Here is a 15,134-nt window from a genome sequence, read left to right as displayed (position 1 = left end):
CATCACGTGATGGGCTTTCTGTATGTTTCCCTTGCTTCTATCTCAGCTCAATAGGAAAACTTTTTAACGACTGTCCGGTGATCGATACGGTCAAATGCGGTGCAATTTCAAACCCCTCGACCTGACGGATATCGGCGAACCGTTTCACAAACGAGGTTAGTGCCATATTAGCTTCTAACCGGGCGAGAGGGGCACCCAAACAGAAATGAGGACCGGCTCCGAATGTCAAATGCTGCTGATTGCCTGGACGATGGATATCGAATACGTCAGCGCTTTCGTATTTGGATTCGTCCCGGTTCGCGGAGCCGATCCACGCCACGATAGCTTGTCCCGCTTTCATCTCGGGCCCGAAGACGTTCGTATCCTGGGCTACCTTCCGATCCATAGTTGCCGCAAAGCGGAAGCGCAGCACTTCCTCGGTCAGCTTCGGTACCAGCGACAAATCGGATCTCAGCTCCTGATAGATGCCCGGCTTGTCAAACAGCATGCAGTAGAACATGTTGGAGATTAATGTGGTCGTCGTTTCGTTGCCGGCTCCAAGGAGTCCGATGGCTGACATGACCACTTCTTCGTCAGTCAACCGCTCGCCTTCCAGCTCGGCTTTTGTCAGATCGGAGATGATATCGTCCTCCGGATGGTTCCGTTTCTGCAGAACGATGGGATACAAATACTCTGCGAACTCCTTCATGGCCTGGCCCTTTTGCTGCTCGATGTCGGCAAATGCTTCATTATTGTACGGGAGGAAGAGGATGTCGGACCATGTTTTGAACTGGCGCCGATCCTGGTATGGGACTCCGAGCAAATCCGCGATCACGATGATCGGCAATGGAATTGCCAAGCTTTCCACAATATCGACGCTCGGGGCACCCTCCATCTCCGCTATTAGGCCGTCAACGATTTCTTGTATCCGCGGCTCCCAATCTTTGAGGCTTCGGGGAGTGAAGGCCTGGGCAAGAAGAGCTCGGCGTTTTCGATGTTCCGGCGGATCGACCAGATTAACATTGCTCCGGCTTTCCAGACGCTGGGGAATGGGAATCAGGCTTCGCTCCTTTTTGTTGGAGAACAGCTCATGGTCGAATAGCACACGTTTGGCATGATCGTACAAAAATACGTTCCAAACATCCTGCTCGGCATCATAATAGACGGGGTTGTTGTCTCTCATTTCCTTGTACCAGGCATACGGTTCCCATTGCGCCGTACTTGTGCCAAGCTTCGAGATTTCATGCAGCAGGATGATTTGAGAGTTCGCTTTCATTAGGATTCCCTCCAAATTGGAATGATTTTGATCGGTAACCTTCGTCGGTTCCGGCGATCTGCCGTCCATGAAGGGGTAATACCTAAAAATGTTGCGGAACACCTCCTTCTTGCATGATTGGCTGTGTCGAAATTTTGTGTTAAACTTACATAGGTTAATTTAACATATAGAGGTTCATTTCCTGCTTTCGGATGGAATGTTCACTAAAAATTCAAAAAAAGGTGATCCTATGTACGCAGATATATTGATTTTGGGACAGCTGCTCACTGGACCTAAGCACGGCTATGAGATCAAGAAAAACGTTCAGGAGGCGCTCGGGGAATCGTTCGAAATCAATAACAACTTGTTATACCCTGCCTTGCGGCGTTTTCTCGAGATGGGCGCCATGAGCAAGGAGGTCGAGAAGACGGACGGCAAGCCTGACCGGCATGTTTATTTGCTGACGGATGCCGGGGAAGAAATTTTTACCGAGCTCATTCGTGATTTTCCAAAAAAAGCTGCTGCAAATCCGATGGAATTTCTGGTGCGCGTCGCTGTGTTCGACCGGTTGGAGCCCGAGCTGCGGCTCGAGATTTTGCGCAAACGGCTGGCGGTGCTGGAGGAAGAAAAAGAGCGTTACCAGCGATACGACGATGTCCATTCGCAAAATCAGTTCGCTGCTGAGGTTATACGGTTCAGAAAAACGCAAGCCGAGCAAGAAAGGGCTTGGGTGGAGCATTTGATGCAGCAAATTCAATCGGAGCAATAAAAAAAACTTGTCTATTCGATACGTCAAAAATAGAGTGCTTGATATTGTGGAGACAATATCAAGCACTTTTTTTCTGTGAAAGGAGTCGAGAAAGAGGTCGGAAAACCAAAAACAAAAGGTCGTTATTCCGAAAGCTCTCGGACGGAGTATTTCGATACAATTGAATCGGACAAGCTGTGGCGACGGATGAAAGGACGACTGCACGGCTCAAAGCTGCCGAGGCGATCCTATGGGTCTGTTTCATCACAAAACATAAGTCCGAAGCCATTAGCCGGGAACTTTCCCGAATTCGCAAGTAAAGGTGGGGAAACGATGCAGCAAACGAATAAAAGCGCAGGCATCCGTTATGTGCATAACGCGAACGGTCCGAGGCTCGGTTATTCCGAGGCGTCCGGTGTCCGTATCCTGGAGGCGGACGGCCTCTTCTTCAAGGATCTGGATAAGGACGGAAAGCTGAATCCTTACGAGGATTGGCGGCTGCCGGCCGATGAGCGCGCAAAGGATCTGGCCTCCAGAATGTCGATCGAACAGATCGCAGGTCTCATGCTTTACAGCAGCCATCAGGCTATTCCGGGCAACATGGGCTGGTTTCCTGCCACCTACCACGGCGGCAAACCGTTCGAGGAGAGCGGGGCTGAGCCGGGCGAACTGTCCGACCAGCAGCTCGCTTTCTTAAAGAATGATCATATCCGGCATATTTTAGTGACACGGGTGCAGAGCCCGGAGATCGCGTCCGTTTGGAACAACAATGTGCAGGCGTTCGCAGAGGGCATCGGCCTCGGCATTCCGGCCAATAACAGCTCGGATCCCCGGCACGGCTCCGATACGTCGAAGGAATTCAACGCGGGTGCAGGCGGGACGATTTCGATGTGGCCGGAAAGCATGGGGCTCGCCGCTACGTTCGATCCGGAGACCGCCCGCCTTTTCGGCGAAATCGCCTCGAAGGAGTACCGGGCGCTCGGACTTGCAACCGCGCTTTCGCCCCAAATCGATATTGCGACCGACCCGCGATGGTTCCGGTTCGGCATGACGTTCGGCGAAGACCCGCAGCTTGCGGCGGATATGGCAAGAGCCTATGTCGACGGCTTTCAGACGTCGGAAGGTCAGGCGGAAATCGCGGACGGCTGGGGGTACGACAGCGTCAATGCGATGGTGAAGCATTGGCCGGGAGGCGGCTCAGGCGAAGCGGGGCGGGACGCGCATTTCGGTTATGGGAAGTACGCAGTTTATCCGGGCGGCAACTTCGACGAGCATCTGGTTCCTTTCACGGAAGGGGCGTTTCGTCTCGAAGGCGCAACTGGAAAGGCGTCGGCCGTTATGCCGTATTACACGATATCCGCCTTGCAGGATCCGAAGAACGGCGAGAACGTCGGTAACTCCTACAACACCTATCTCATTAACGATCTCCTGCGGGAAAAATACGGTTACGACGGTGTTGTCTGCACTGACTGGGGCATTACCGCCGACGAAGGCGAAGACATCACGCAGCTGTTCCCGGGCGGACGCTGCTGGGGTGTGGAGGAAGGCTATACGGTCGCGGAACGTCATTACAAGCTGCTTATGGCGGGCGTCGACCAGTTCGGCGGCAACAACGAGATCGGGCCGGTCATCGAGGCTTACAACATCGGCGTCCGGGAGCACGGCGAAGCTTTCATGCGCAGGCGGTTCGAGCAATCGGCGGTCCGTCTGCTGCTCAACATGTTCCGGCTCGGCTTGTTCGAGGACCCTTACTTGCAGGCAGAAGAGACGGCCGCCGTCGTCGGCTGCTCCGCGTTCATGGAAGCGGGCTACGAGGTTCAGCTCAGGTCCGTCGTTCTCCTCAAGAACGAAGGCGCGCTGCCGCTGCCGAAGCGAAAAAGCGTCTATATCCCGAAGCGCAAGCTTCCGGCGGATACGGACTGGATGGGTGCGCCGATTCCGGCCTCGGAACATTATCCCGTAAATCTTGAGGTCGTCCGCAAATATTACGAGGTGACAGACCGGCCGGAGGAAGCGGATTTCGCACTGGTGTGCATGGAAAGCCCGCGGTCGACGAAGGGCTACAGCAAAGCGGACGTCGAGGCGGGAGGAAACGGTTATGTGCCGATCAGTCTCCAGTATGGACCGTACACGGCCGAGCATGCACGCGAAACGAGCCTGGCGGGAGACCCTCGCGACGTGCTGAACCGCTCCTACAAAGGCAAAACGGTCACCGTTTCGAACGCCGGCGATCTCGAAACCGTGCTTGAAACCAAGCGGCTGATGGGCGGGAAACCGGTTGTCGTCTCCATCCTTCTGTCGAACCCCGCGGTCGTAGCGGAATTCGAACGGGAAGCGGACGCCATCGTTGCCCATTTCGGCGTGCAGGACCAGGCGGTGCTGGACATCCTCTCCGGCGCGTTCGAGCCGCAGGCGCTGCTGCCTTTCCAGCTGCCGGCACACATGAGAACAGTGGAGGAGCAGCTTGAGGACGTGCCGCACGACATGGAGGTCTACGTCGATTCGGCCGGCCATGCCTATGATTTCGCGTTCGGCCTGAACTGGAGAGGCGCTATTTCGGACGCCCGCACGGCGAAATACGGAAAGATCAGATAGGTGCAGAATGAGAAGGCGGCGGCAGCGTCGACCTTCTTTAGCATTTTCCAAAGATAATTTCACAAACCGGTTGCGGACACGCTATAATGCTAAGAAAGCGCAAACGTTTACAAGGGAGGTGCGGCGGCCATGCGCAAAATCAAACCGTTCGTCAATTCGCTGCGCTTCAAATTTTTTGCCGCCGTACTCGTCATTTTCGTCCCGCTTGTCACTGTGCTCATCATCAATAACTTTTATTCCGTCGATGTCGTACGCAACCAGGTGGCGCAATCCAACAAGAACATGCTTAGCCTGTACGTGGACCAGATCGATCGAAATCTCGAGGAAGTGGACAAGTACCTGGCAAATACGCTGGAAAGCGATTTGAACGTGCTTGAGCTTGAATTTCCGAGAGAAGCGGACGACGACCGCTACAACATTGCGAAGCTCACGCTGTACAACATGATGCGGGACGACATCAGCTACTATCCAATCCTGGATTCGTTTTTCATCTATTCCGAACCGAACCGTGACCTGATCGCGATGCAAACCAACCTGGACTCGTTCGATACCCGTGAACATGTGAGTAATGAGATGCGCAAGATGCTTGAGCAGGAAGCCAGGACGATCGATTACGCGCGTTGGCATATTTGGAAAGGCGAAAACGACTACTACCTGTTCCATTTGCTGAAATCCGGCAATGTGTACATGGGCGCCTGGATGAGCAGCGACAAGCTGATGGTGCCGCTGAACCTGATCGATCTCGGAGAATCCGGCGTCGCAGTCATTACGACGGACGAGAACGAGCCGATCAGTCATACGGCACTGATTCAGGACAAGGCGATCGACCTGACATTTCCCGTCGATTCGTACGCCATTACCGGCCAAGGCCGGAATACGTATCTCGTAATGGGCGAGCCGTCGAAGAAGGGCAACTTCAATCTGGTTGCCGCCGTGCCCGACAGTACCATCTTGCAACAGCTGCCTTTCCTGCAGAGAATTTCGTCCTTCATCTCGATTGCGGCCGTTCTGTTTCTGCTGCTCTTCATCTTCATGATGCGAAGCGTGATCCTTAATCCCGTCAAGCGGATCGTCGTTGCCATGCGCAAGCTGCGGGACGGCAACTGGGAATCCAGGATTGAGCAGCGGAGGACCTCGACTGAATTTGAAATCGTTAACGAAACGTTCAACCGCATGATCGCCGAGATTCAGAATCTAAAGATCAACGTATACGAGGAAAAACTGAATCACCAGAGGGCCGAGCTCCGCCATTTGCAGCTGCAGATTAACCCTCACTTTTTTCTGAATACGCTTAATATCATCTACAATCTGGCCACGGTAAAAGATTTCTCCCTGATCCAGGAGATGGTCAAATGTCTGGTGTCTTACTTCCGCTTTATGTTCCGCAGCAATTCCTATTTTGTGTCGCTTAGAGACGAGCTGCTGCATACGGCAAACTATTTGCGCATCCAGCAGCTCCGGTTCCCCGACAGTTTCCAGTACCAGATCGAGCAGCCCGAGCATTTGCTCGATGCGGAAGTTCCGCCGCTAATTGTCCAGACGATGGTTGAGAACACGATCAAATACGCCGTCAACATGGACGAACCTATCAGGATATCGGTCGAGGTCGGAGAAGAAACGGACGGGAATGAGGCGAGGATCGTCATTCATATCAAGGACACCGGGCCGGGATTTCCGGAGGAAGTATTGAAGCGGCTTGCGCTGGAAGGCGAACCGGGGAGCGAGACCGGCGAACAGATCGGGATCTGGAACGCTCGGCGCAGACTCCGCCTGTTATATGAAGACCAAGCGGATATCGATTTCTACAACGAAGACGTGTCGGGAGCGGTCGTGCGGATTGACGTTCCCTTCCGAAATACCAAAACGTGAGGTGATCGATCGTGTATCAAGCGTTGATCGTGGATGACGAGGTTCACGCGGTGAGAGGGCTGCAGGCGGGCGTGCGGTGGGAGCGGTTGAACGTCGGGTCCGTCTATACGGCGCACAGTTTGAAGCAGGCACAGGAGGTTTTTCAATCCAAGCAGGTGCACGTGATGGTCTGCGATATCGAGATGCCCCAAGGAACCGGGCTGGAGCTCACAGCCTGGGTCAAGGAGCATTATCCCGGAACCGAGACGATTTTCCTGACCTGCCATTCGGATTTCGGCTTCGCCAAGCAGGCCATACAGCTCGACAGCTTCGACTATCTGCTGAAGCCCGCCGATTATTCGGAGCTCGAATCGGTCATCGCAAGGGCGCTCGGCAAGATGGCGAAGGAACGGGAGCTTCGCTCCTTCGAGGAAACCCATCATCATTACAAGAAGCTGTGGGAATCGCATCAGCCGGTTGTGGCGGAACGCTTCTGGCAGGACCTGATCCAGCGAAAAATCCCTTCCAATCCGCAGTCGCTCTGCGGGCACCTGCACAAAGCCGGACTTGACTATCCGGAAGGTGTCCTCTTTCTGCCCATTTATACCCGCGTTCAGCGCTGGCACAAGGAGCTATCCGAGCGCGATCAGCGAATCATGGAGTACGCGCTGCGGAACGTATTGCAAGAGACGATGAAATCGGCCCCCGGCTCGGCGGTCATACCGGTATCCGGCGGCTCCCTGTTGACCGTTGTTCCGCTGAATCAGCCGGCGGACGAGTCGAAATTGCGCGCAAATTGCGACGCGTTCATTCAAAACTGCAATCAATATTTGTTTTGCGATATTAGCTGTTACGTCGGCGATCGGGTGCTGCTGAACGGGCTTCCCGACATGCTGCGCTCGCTCAAGCAGCTCGATGAGAATAACGTGACCCAAATCAATCGGACCTTCATCCTGTCCGAGACGAAGAAATGCGGCTCCCGGCTCGATCCGGCTCCGCTGGGGGATTGGGCGGAATGGATGAAGCAGGGCGCCCGCGACAAGCTGAAGGAACAAGTGGCGAAATATCTGGAGTCCTGGAAAGCCCTTAAAGGCGGCATCGATGCGCAAGCGCTGCATGCCTTCTACCAGGACTTCCTGCAGATGATTTTCTTCAGCCTGCAATCGAAGGGGCTGCAGGCGAATCAGGTGTTCGCCCAGAACCTGCTGACGGACAAACCGGAATCCGTGCTGCGATCGCTCTCGTCCCTGCAGGAATGGGTCGGTTACGTACTCGACATCGCGATGAACCGCATTCACTCCATCGAAGAAAATTTATCCGTCGTGGACAAGGCCAAACGGTTTATCGCAGAACAGATCGGCGAGCAGGACCTGTCCCGGGAAGACATAGCCAGCCACGTGTACCTGAATCCGGATTACTTGACACGGATTTTCAAGAAGGAAACGGGCATGTCGCTCTCGGACTACCTGCAGACGAGTCGAATCGACTACGCGAAGGAGCTGCTTGCCAATACCGGGCAATCGGTAAGCGACATCGCCGTCGCTTCCGGCTATTCGAACCTGTCGTATTTCTCGACCATCTTCAAGAAAGCGACCGGTGTAAACCCGGTGGACTACCGCAAGCGGGCGCAGCAGAATTAGCGCTTAAGCCGATTCCGTAACAGCGGAGTCGGCTTTCTATTTTCCCTATGCGAGAAGGTCGGAATATTGAAAGTCGGAAGTCGTTTTATTGGTAAGTGTCCCTCTCCTCCGTCCGATAGAATGAGAGCATAACAAATGTCACGAAAGAGGGGACAGCAGATGGAACAAGCGGAACGAATGGCACAGGCAAAGCGGCATACGGCGCAGGCAACCCGCTCTTCGATTTTCTTCAAGAAGCTGAGGCGGTACCGGGCGCTGTTTATCATGATGATCCCGGGCTTTCTCTACCTGATCATCAACAACTACCTGCCGATGTTCGGAGTGATGATCGCCTTTAAGGACATCAACTACGCCAAGGGGATTCTCGGAAGCGACTGGATCGGGTTCAAAAATTTCGAGTATCTGTTCATGACGACGGATGCGTACATCATCACCCGGAACACCATCCTTTACAACGGATCGTTCATTATTCTCAATACGGTCTTTGCGATTGCGGTCGCGATTCTGCTGAGTGAAGTCAGAAGAAAGCTCGCGGCGCGGTTCTATCAGAGCATCATTCTGCTGCCGTATTTGATTTCCATGGTTATCGTCGGCTACCTCGTTCTATCGATGTTGAGTGTCGAAAGCGGATACCTTAACCTGAACCTGCTGCCGATGTTCGGGATGGAGCCGATCTCCTGGTACTTCGAGCCGAAATACTGGCCCTACATTCTGACGATCGTGCAGCTCTGGAAAGCAACCGGTTATCTGTGCGTCATCTTCCTGGCGGCGATCATCGGCATTGACCACGAGTACTACGAAGCCGCCACGATCGACGGGGCATCGAAATGGCAGCAAATCCGCACCATTACGGTTCCGCTCATCGCACCTACGATTACGATCATGACACTGCTGGCGATCGGCCGCATTTTCTACTCGGATTTCGGCTTGTTCTACCAGGTACCGCTGAATTCCGGTCCGCTTCAGCCGGTGACGGATGTTATCGACACCTATGTTTACCGCGGCCTCATGACACTTGGCGATATCGGCATGTCGTCCGCCGCCGGTCTGTACCAGTCGCTGGTCGGATTTGTCCTGGTCCTGCTGTCCAACTACATCGTCAGCCGACGCAACAAGGAAAACGCCTTGTTCTAGGCAGAGGGAGGGAAAACGACTATGAAAACCAACGATATGAACCAGCCCGTCGTCCATGCGATATTTATCATCCTTGTCGCGCTGTGCCTGTTTCCTTTCGTGCTGCTCTTCATGTCTTCCATTACGGAGGAGAGCGCAATCGTCAAGAACGGTTACTCGTTCTGGCCGAGCGAATTTAGCCTTGAAGCCTATAAATACCTCTGGATGCAGAAGTCGGCGATGTTCAACGCCTACGGCATCACGATCGTGATCACGATCGTCGGCACATTCGTCGGCCTGCTGATCAGCGCGCTGCTCGCCTATCCGTTATCGCGGCGCGACCTGCCGATAAAAGGCATCCTGAGTTTTCTGGTGTTCTTTACGCTGTTGTTCAACGGCGGCCTCGTGCCGACGTATCTGATCTACACCGAAGTGTTCCACCTGAAGAACACGCTGATGGCCCTGATTCTTCCCGGGCTGTTGACGAACGGCTTCTTCATCCTGCTGATCCGGACGTTCTTTGCGAACTCCATTCCTGTGCAGATCATCGAGTCGGCGTACATGGACGGAGCTTCGGAGTTCAAGATTTTCTACCGGATGATCCTGCCGCTGTCGTTGCCGATTCTGGCGACGATCGGGCTCATGCTGACGATCAACTACTGGAACGACTGGTTCAACGGCCTTATCTATGTCACGGAGCCGCAGCTGTTCAGCATCCAGAACCTGCTCAACCGGATGCTGGTCAATATTCAGTTCCTGCAGCAGAACAACTTGGGCAACCAGCAGATGGCGGTCAATCCGCCGATGAACTCCGTGCGGATGGCCATGGCCGTCGTCGGTATCCTGCCGCTGCTGCTGATCTACCCGTTCTTCCAGAAATACTTCGTCAAGGGCCTCACCATCGGTGCGGTTAAAGGGTAAGAAGCAGTTGAAGTCATGGCCAATCCCGGGCCTTCGGACCCGGTTGGTATAGATGCAGTGTAAACACTTGTTAGGGGGAAAAGATATGCCAAAAAAGTCGAAAGCCGCGACACTGCTTCTCTCCGTCGTACTGATTCTGTCGATGCTCGTTTCCGCTTGCTCTGGGTCGGGCAGCAATGCCGGCACATCCGGGCCGGCCGCGAACAAAGGCTCCGCTGAGAATTCCAGCGCAGGTGGAAGCGCAAACGATGTCAACGAGAAGGAAATGGAGCTGACGGTTGCTTTTCTCGGTCTTGGAAATATGCAGGAAGTCGGTCTCGTTCAGGAAGAGATCAGCAAAATCACCAAAGAAAAAATCAACGCAACGGTCAAACTGATGCCGATCGATGTCGGCGCATGGACACAGCAGGTCAATCTGCTGCTTGCAGGTAACGAGCCGCTGGATTTGCTCGTCACGTCCTCCTTCTTCAATTTCAGCTCTCAGGTCGCGAAGGGTCAGCTGCTGCCGATCGACGAACTGGTGGAAAAATGGGGGCCGGGCATCAAGGATACGATGGAACCGGCGATCTTCAGCTCGACAAAAATCGGCGGCAAGAGCTACGGCGTGCCGAGCGTGCGCGATACGGCGGCAGATCAGGGCTTCATCGCAAGAAAAGATCTGATGGACAAGTACAATCTGATCTTCGACAACGTCAAGACGTTTGCCGATCTTGAGCCAATCTTCCAGACGATCAAAGAGAATGAGCCGGGCATTTATCCGCTGGTTCAGCGTTCCCAAGCGATTTCAGTGACTGTTGACCTTGTTCGCGGCTATATCGATACGCTTGGCGACACGCCGGGCGTCCTGATCGTCGATAATCAGGATCTGAAGGTCGTCAACCTCTACGAGCAGCAAATTTACAAGGACGCGCTGCAGCTTGCCCGCAAATGGTATCAGGCCGGCTACATCATGCCGGACGCGGCGACGACGCAGGAAAGCAACATCAGCCTGGTGAAGGCGGGTAAAGGCTTTGGCTACCTCTCCAACATGAAGCCGGGCTTCGAGGCACAGGAGACAAACGTCACTGGCCAGGAACTGGTCGCCGTCCGTCTCAACAAGCCGATCTCCACGTCCGACGCAGGCACGGGCTTCATGATGTCGATTCCGAAAAACACGCAGGATCCGGACCGCGCTGCCCAGCTGCTGAATCTTCTCTACACCGACAAGGATATCGTCAACCTGCTCGCCAATGGCGTTGAAGGCAAGCACTATACAGACGCGGGCAACGGCCTGATCAAAGCGCCGGAAGGCGGCAGCAACTACGTGTTCAACCAGTGGCAAGTCGGCAACAACGCACTGGCGAAAGTATGGGAAGGCACGTCGCCCGATATCTGGGAGCAAACGAAGGAGTTCAACAAGTCGGCAATCTTCTCCAAAGCGCTCGGCTTCTCGTTCGATTCATCTCCGGTGAAGACCGAGGTCGCCGCCGTCACCAACGTCAACAACCAGTACAAGGCGGGTCTGGAATCGGGTACGATCGATCCTTCCAAGCTGGATGAGTTCGTCAGCAAGCTTAAGCAAGCCGGCCTTGACAAGATTATCGCCGAGAAGCAGAAGCAGCTGGACGCGTGGGCGAAGGAAAACAACGTGCAATAAACGGTAATAGCCGAGGCGAGTGAAGACTCCCTTCTTCGAAGCCTGTTTCGGGGAAGGGAGCCTCGCTTTAAAACCAACATGGCAGGGAGATGAAGAAGTATGAACTTTACGGAACGGACCCGCATCGGTATCCTTTACAAAAATGAGCCGTCGCGCGAGATCATTGTGCGGCGGGTCCCGGCTCTTTCCACCGCTGCGCCGCATGTCGCGTCGCTTACAAAGAGCCTTACACTCGAGCAATATTATCGTTTTCGCGAGGACGAACTGCCGCAACAATGGATTGCGGAAACGCTGGCCGAACTGGCGGACGTGCCGTACGAACCGGAAACCGCAGGAGCGGAATCTGAACCGACGACGTCCATTAACTATGAATCGGCGGATGTTCCGGCCGCTTCCGCGGCCTATCACGCGCCTGCCGAGGCCGGGCAGTGGGACGTATACGAAATCGAATTCCACGGTCCGAGCCACGGGAATCCATTTACGGACGTGACGCTGTCCGCCGAGTTCCGTTCCGGGGACAAGGTCGTCCGCACGCCTGGCTTCTACGACGGCGGCGGCGTGTTCCGTATCCGTTTTATGCCGGAGGTACATGGCGGCTGGACGTTCAGGACGTCCAGCAATGCGAGGTCGCTCGACGGAATTGAAGGTGAGTTCCGAGTCGTCGCTCCGGCCGAGGGAAATCACGGGCCGGTGCGGGTTAAGGATACGTTTCATTTTGCGTATGCGGACGGAACGCCTTACATTCCCGTAGGAACCACCTGCTATGCTTGGACGCATCAGGGCGACGAGCTTGAGGAACGGACGCTCGAGACGCTGAAGGCTTCCCCCTTCAACAAAATGAGAATGTGCGTGTTTCCGAAATCGTACCTGTACAACGAGAACGATCCGATCCGATACCCCTTCGAAGGCTCTCTCGCGGACGGCCCGGATTACTCCCGGTTCAATCCGGCTTTCTTCCGGCATCTCGAGAACCGAATCGCCGATCTGGGCCGGCTCGGCATCGAGGCGGACCTCATCCTGTTCCATCCGTACGACCGTTGGGGGTTTTCGGAAATGCCGCCGTCCGCGGACGACCGTTACCTCCGCTACATCACTGCACGGCTCGCTGCTTACCGAAACGTGTGGTGGTCGCTGGCGAACGAATATGACTTGATGTGGTCCAAGAGCGAAGAGGATTGGGAGCGGTTCGCTTCCGTCGTGACGGAGAACGATCCCTCGGGACATCTCATCTCGAACCATAATTGCTTCGCCTTCTACGACTTCAGCAAGCCGTGGGTCACTCATTGCAGCATTCAGCGCGTCGACGTCTACAAGACGTCGGAGGCGACGAACGAATGGCGCGAGAAGTGGAAAAAGCCCATCGTCATCGATGAGTGCGCGTATGAAGGGGATATCGACCATGGCTGGGGCAACATCACCGGGGAAGAGATGACCCGCCGTTTCTGGGAAGGCGCCATTCGCGGAGGTTACGTTGGACACGGGGAAACGTATCTCAATCCGGAGGAAGTGCTGTGGTGGTCCAAGGGCGGCAAGCTGACGGGAACAAGCCCCGATCGCATCGCTTTCCTCCGCCGCATTGTGGAGGAAAGTCCGGGAGGCATGCTCGAGCCGCTGCCTTCCGAATGGGATCTGCCGTGCGCAGGCATCAAAGATGAGTATTATCTGTTCTATTTTGGCTTCAACCAACCGCGTTTCCGCAATTTCCACCGCAAGCCGGGCATCCGGTACAGGGTCGAAGTGATCGATACATGGAACATGACGGTTGATACGCTCCCGGATTTGTACGAAGGATCGTTCCGCATCGATTTGCCGGGAAGGCAGTTTATCGCGGTCAGGCTAACAAAAATGGCGTAAGAGATAAGTTCGAGAAGCTGCCTGGCTTATTCAGCGGCCGTAACGGCACTAAGCTCCCCAAAATCATCGGAGGAGGATTCCGCCATGGGAAGAAGTTACTTTACGATAACGGAGATTACTGATCTTGGTCCCTTCATTACAAAGCTTATATTGCCAATGACGGCAATCGTGAAGGCAGCAGCGGTGAAGCCGAAATGCTTTAGTGTCCATGCGGAGCGGAAGAATAAAAAGGGAGAAGTCCTGCTGCTTCCAAAGAGCTGGTTTGATAGGGATGTAACGGAGCCGAGCAAAGGCTACTGCACGGTAAAGGATGCATATCCTTCCTCACTGGATGGTGAACGAAGGAAAGCCGGAGAATACGTAACTCTGGAATTGAAGCTTAGGCCGTTTGATATCTCCTCTCCGATTGCAGCACCCGAGGGTATGAACGAGTTTGTCATCACTGACTTTCGGATTACTCAGATAGCAGAAATTCCGGCAGAGGGAGAGAAACTGACGGGTTTGATTTTTGACTTGCACGCTGGTAATACCATGAAACAAACGGAGAAATTCGTGCACGGCATTTCCTCCTATAAGGACGAGCCGTTAAAGTACGGCTACTTCGTACCGCAGACGGGCAACGGCAGACGGCCTCTCATCATCTGGCTGCACGGTGGGGGAGAAGGCGGTTCGGATCCGACGATCGCTTACGCGGGCAACAAGGTGGTAAACCTGGCCGGCGATGAAATCCAGGCCAAGTTTGGCGGAGCTTATGTATTGGCGCCGCAGACTCCCACCTTCTGGATGAACGACGGCAGCGGACAATATGGCAGGACGGGAAAGTCCAAGTACGGGAAGGCATTGAAAGCTCTGATCGACGAGTTCATCGACAGGAACGATGCAGCGATCGATACGAACCGGATCTATATCGGCGGCTGCTCCAACGGTGGATTCATGACCATGCGAATGGTGCTGGACTATCCCGACTTCTTCGCGGCAGCGTATCCGGTATGCGAGGCGATGTACGATGAGGTCATCAGTAATGCAGATATCGAGGCGATCAAGCACATGCCAATCTGGTTTATCCACTCCAAGGATGATTTGATCGTAAAACCGGAAGAAACGGCAGTGCCCACCTATGAGCGCTTGATTAAGGCTGGCGCCAAAAATGTACATTTCTCATTATTCGAGCGAGTGGTGGATCTCCATGGCCTGTTTAAGGACGAAAAGGGGGAGCCTTATACTTATAACGGTCATTTTTCCTGGGTCTATGTCTTGAACGACGACTGCCGCTTTGATTATGACGGGAAGCAGCCGGTCGTGATGGACGGTAAGGAAGTATCCTTGATGGCGTGGCTGGCTATGCAGAGGAAAAAGGTTGATTGTCTGTATTCGGGAAAGATGTAACGCTCTTGACAACCGGATCTCTATCATGAAAAATAGCCGTCGTTATCGACGGCTATTTTGCTGCTTTTAAGATCTTTAACATGGCCATTTTAATTATGGGACTGCATGCTTTAAAATGAATCATAAAAAAGCCCATGTATTAACTTAAAAATGCCCCTT

10 protein-coding genes are annotated in these 15,134 nt (G+C 54.2%); 9 read left to right on the top strand and 1 reads right to left on the bottom strand.

Annotation, left to right across the window (positions count from 1 at the left end):
- Positions 1-37: 37 nt before the first annotated feature.
- The gene (locus KP806_RS12205; RefSeq protein WP_224723910.1) at positions 38-1,255 is read right to left on the bottom strand and encodes a cytochrome P450; all 1,218 of its coding nucleotides are present in this window, start codon (positions 1,253-1,255) and stop codon (positions 38-40) included.
- A 229-nt stretch (positions 1,256-1,484) separates the two neighbouring features.
- Between KP806_RS12205 and KP806_RS12200 the strand changes: the two genes are divergently transcribed.
- The 9 genes from KP806_RS12200 (at position 1,485) to KP806_RS12160 (ending at position 14,975) form a co-directional block, all read left to right on the top strand.
- Positions 1,485-2,003, top strand: a complete 519-nt coding sequence (locus KP806_RS12200) for a PadR family transcriptional regulator (protein WP_224723908.1) — start codon at positions 1,485-1,487, stop codon at positions 2,001-2,003.
- Positions 2,004-2,315: 312 nt separating this feature from the next.
- Entirely contained in the window at positions 2,316-4,577 is a 2,262-nt protein-coding gene (locus KP806_RS12195; RefSeq protein ID WP_224723906.1) for a glycoside hydrolase family 3 protein, read from the top strand.
- 129 nt (positions 4,578-4,706) lie between these two features.
- A complete protein-coding gene (locus tag KP806_RS12190) occupies positions 4,707-6,446 on the top strand; it encodes a sensor histidine kinase (RefSeq protein WP_224723904.1) in 1,740 nt (579 codons plus the stop codon).
- An 11-nt stretch (positions 6,447-6,457) separates the two neighbouring features.
- The gene (locus KP806_RS12185) at positions 6,458-8,065 is read left to right on the top strand and encodes a helix-turn-helix domain-containing protein (RefSeq protein WP_224723903.1); all 1,608 of its coding nucleotides are present in this window, start codon (positions 6,458-6,460) and stop codon (positions 8,063-8,065) included.
- A 177-nt stretch (positions 8,066-8,242) separates the two neighbouring features.
- Complete coding sequence (locus tag KP806_RS12180; protein ID WP_224724032.1) at positions 8,243-9,199, top strand: ABC transporter permease; 957 nt, start codon at positions 8,243-8,245, stop codon at positions 9,197-9,199.
- A 21-nt stretch (positions 9,200-9,220) separates the two neighbouring features.
- Complete coding sequence (locus KP806_RS12175) at positions 9,221-10,099, top strand: carbohydrate ABC transporter permease (RefSeq protein WP_224723902.1); 879 nt, start codon at positions 9,221-9,223, stop codon at positions 10,097-10,099.
- An 85-nt stretch (positions 10,100-10,184) separates the two neighbouring features.
- The gene (locus KP806_RS12170; protein WP_224723901.1) at positions 10,185-11,735 is read left to right on the top strand and encodes an ABC transporter substrate-binding protein; all 1,551 of its coding nucleotides are present in this window, start codon (positions 10,185-10,187) and stop codon (positions 11,733-11,735) included.
- A gap of 99 nt (positions 11,736-11,834) precedes the next feature.
- Positions 11,835-13,589, top strand: coding sequence for a DUF5605 domain-containing protein (locus KP806_RS12165; RefSeq protein ID WP_224723894.1), 1,755 nt, complete (start codon positions 11,835-11,837; stop codon positions 13,587-13,589).
- 84 nt (positions 13,590-13,673) lie between these two features.
- Entirely contained in the window at positions 13,674-14,975 is a 1,302-nt protein-coding gene (locus KP806_RS12160) for a prolyl oligopeptidase family serine peptidase (RefSeq protein WP_224723892.1), read from the top strand.
- The last annotated feature ends 159 nt before the right edge of the window (positions 14,976-15,134 follow it).

Source organism: Paenibacillus vietnamensis (genome assembly GCF_020169515.1).
In the GTDB taxonomy this organism is placed as follows: Bacteria; Bacillota; Bacilli; order Paenibacillales; family Paenibacillaceae; genus Pristimantibacillus; species Pristimantibacillus vietnamensis.
Note: the sequence above shows the minus strand (reverse complement) of the source record. Positions and strands in the feature narration are given on the sequence as shown.

What these genes read in the sequence shown, in the direction of transcription:
- KP806_RS12195 (WP_224723906.1), top strand. Translation starts at nt 2,316, where the DNA reads ATGCAGCAAACGAATAAAAGCGCAGGCATCCGTTATGTGCATAACGCG.
- KP806_RS12200 (WP_224723908.1), top strand. Translation starts at nt 1,485, where the DNA reads ATGTACGCAGATATATTGATTTTGGGACAGCTGCTCACTGGACCTAAG.
- KP806_RS12160 (WP_224723892.1), top strand. Translation starts at nt 13,674, where the DNA reads ATGGGAAGAAGTTACTTTACGATAACGGAGATTACTGATCTTGGTCCC.
- KP806_RS12180 (WP_224724032.1), top strand. Translation starts at nt 8,243, where the DNA reads ATGGCACAGGCAAAGCGGCATACGGCGCAGGCAACCCGCTCTTCGATT.
- KP806_RS12165 (WP_224723894.1), top strand. Translation starts at nt 11,835, where the DNA reads ATGAACTTTACGGAACGGACCCGCATCGGTATCCTTTACAAAAATGAG.
- KP806_RS12190 (WP_224723904.1), top strand. Translation starts at nt 4,707, where the DNA reads ATGCGCAAAATCAAACCGTTCGTCAATTCGCTGCGCTTCAAATTTTTT.
- KP806_RS12175 (WP_224723902.1), top strand. Translation starts at nt 9,221, where the DNA reads ATGAAAACCAACGATATGAACCAGCCCGTCGTCCATGCGATATTTATC.
- KP806_RS12170 (WP_224723901.1), top strand. Translation starts at nt 10,185, where the DNA reads ATGCCAAAAAAGTCGAAAGCCGCGACACTGCTTCTCTCCGTCGTACTG.
- KP806_RS12205 (WP_224723910.1), bottom strand. Translation starts at nt 1,255, where the DNA reads ATGAAAGCGAACTCTCAAATCATCCTGCTGCATGAAATCTCGAAGCTT.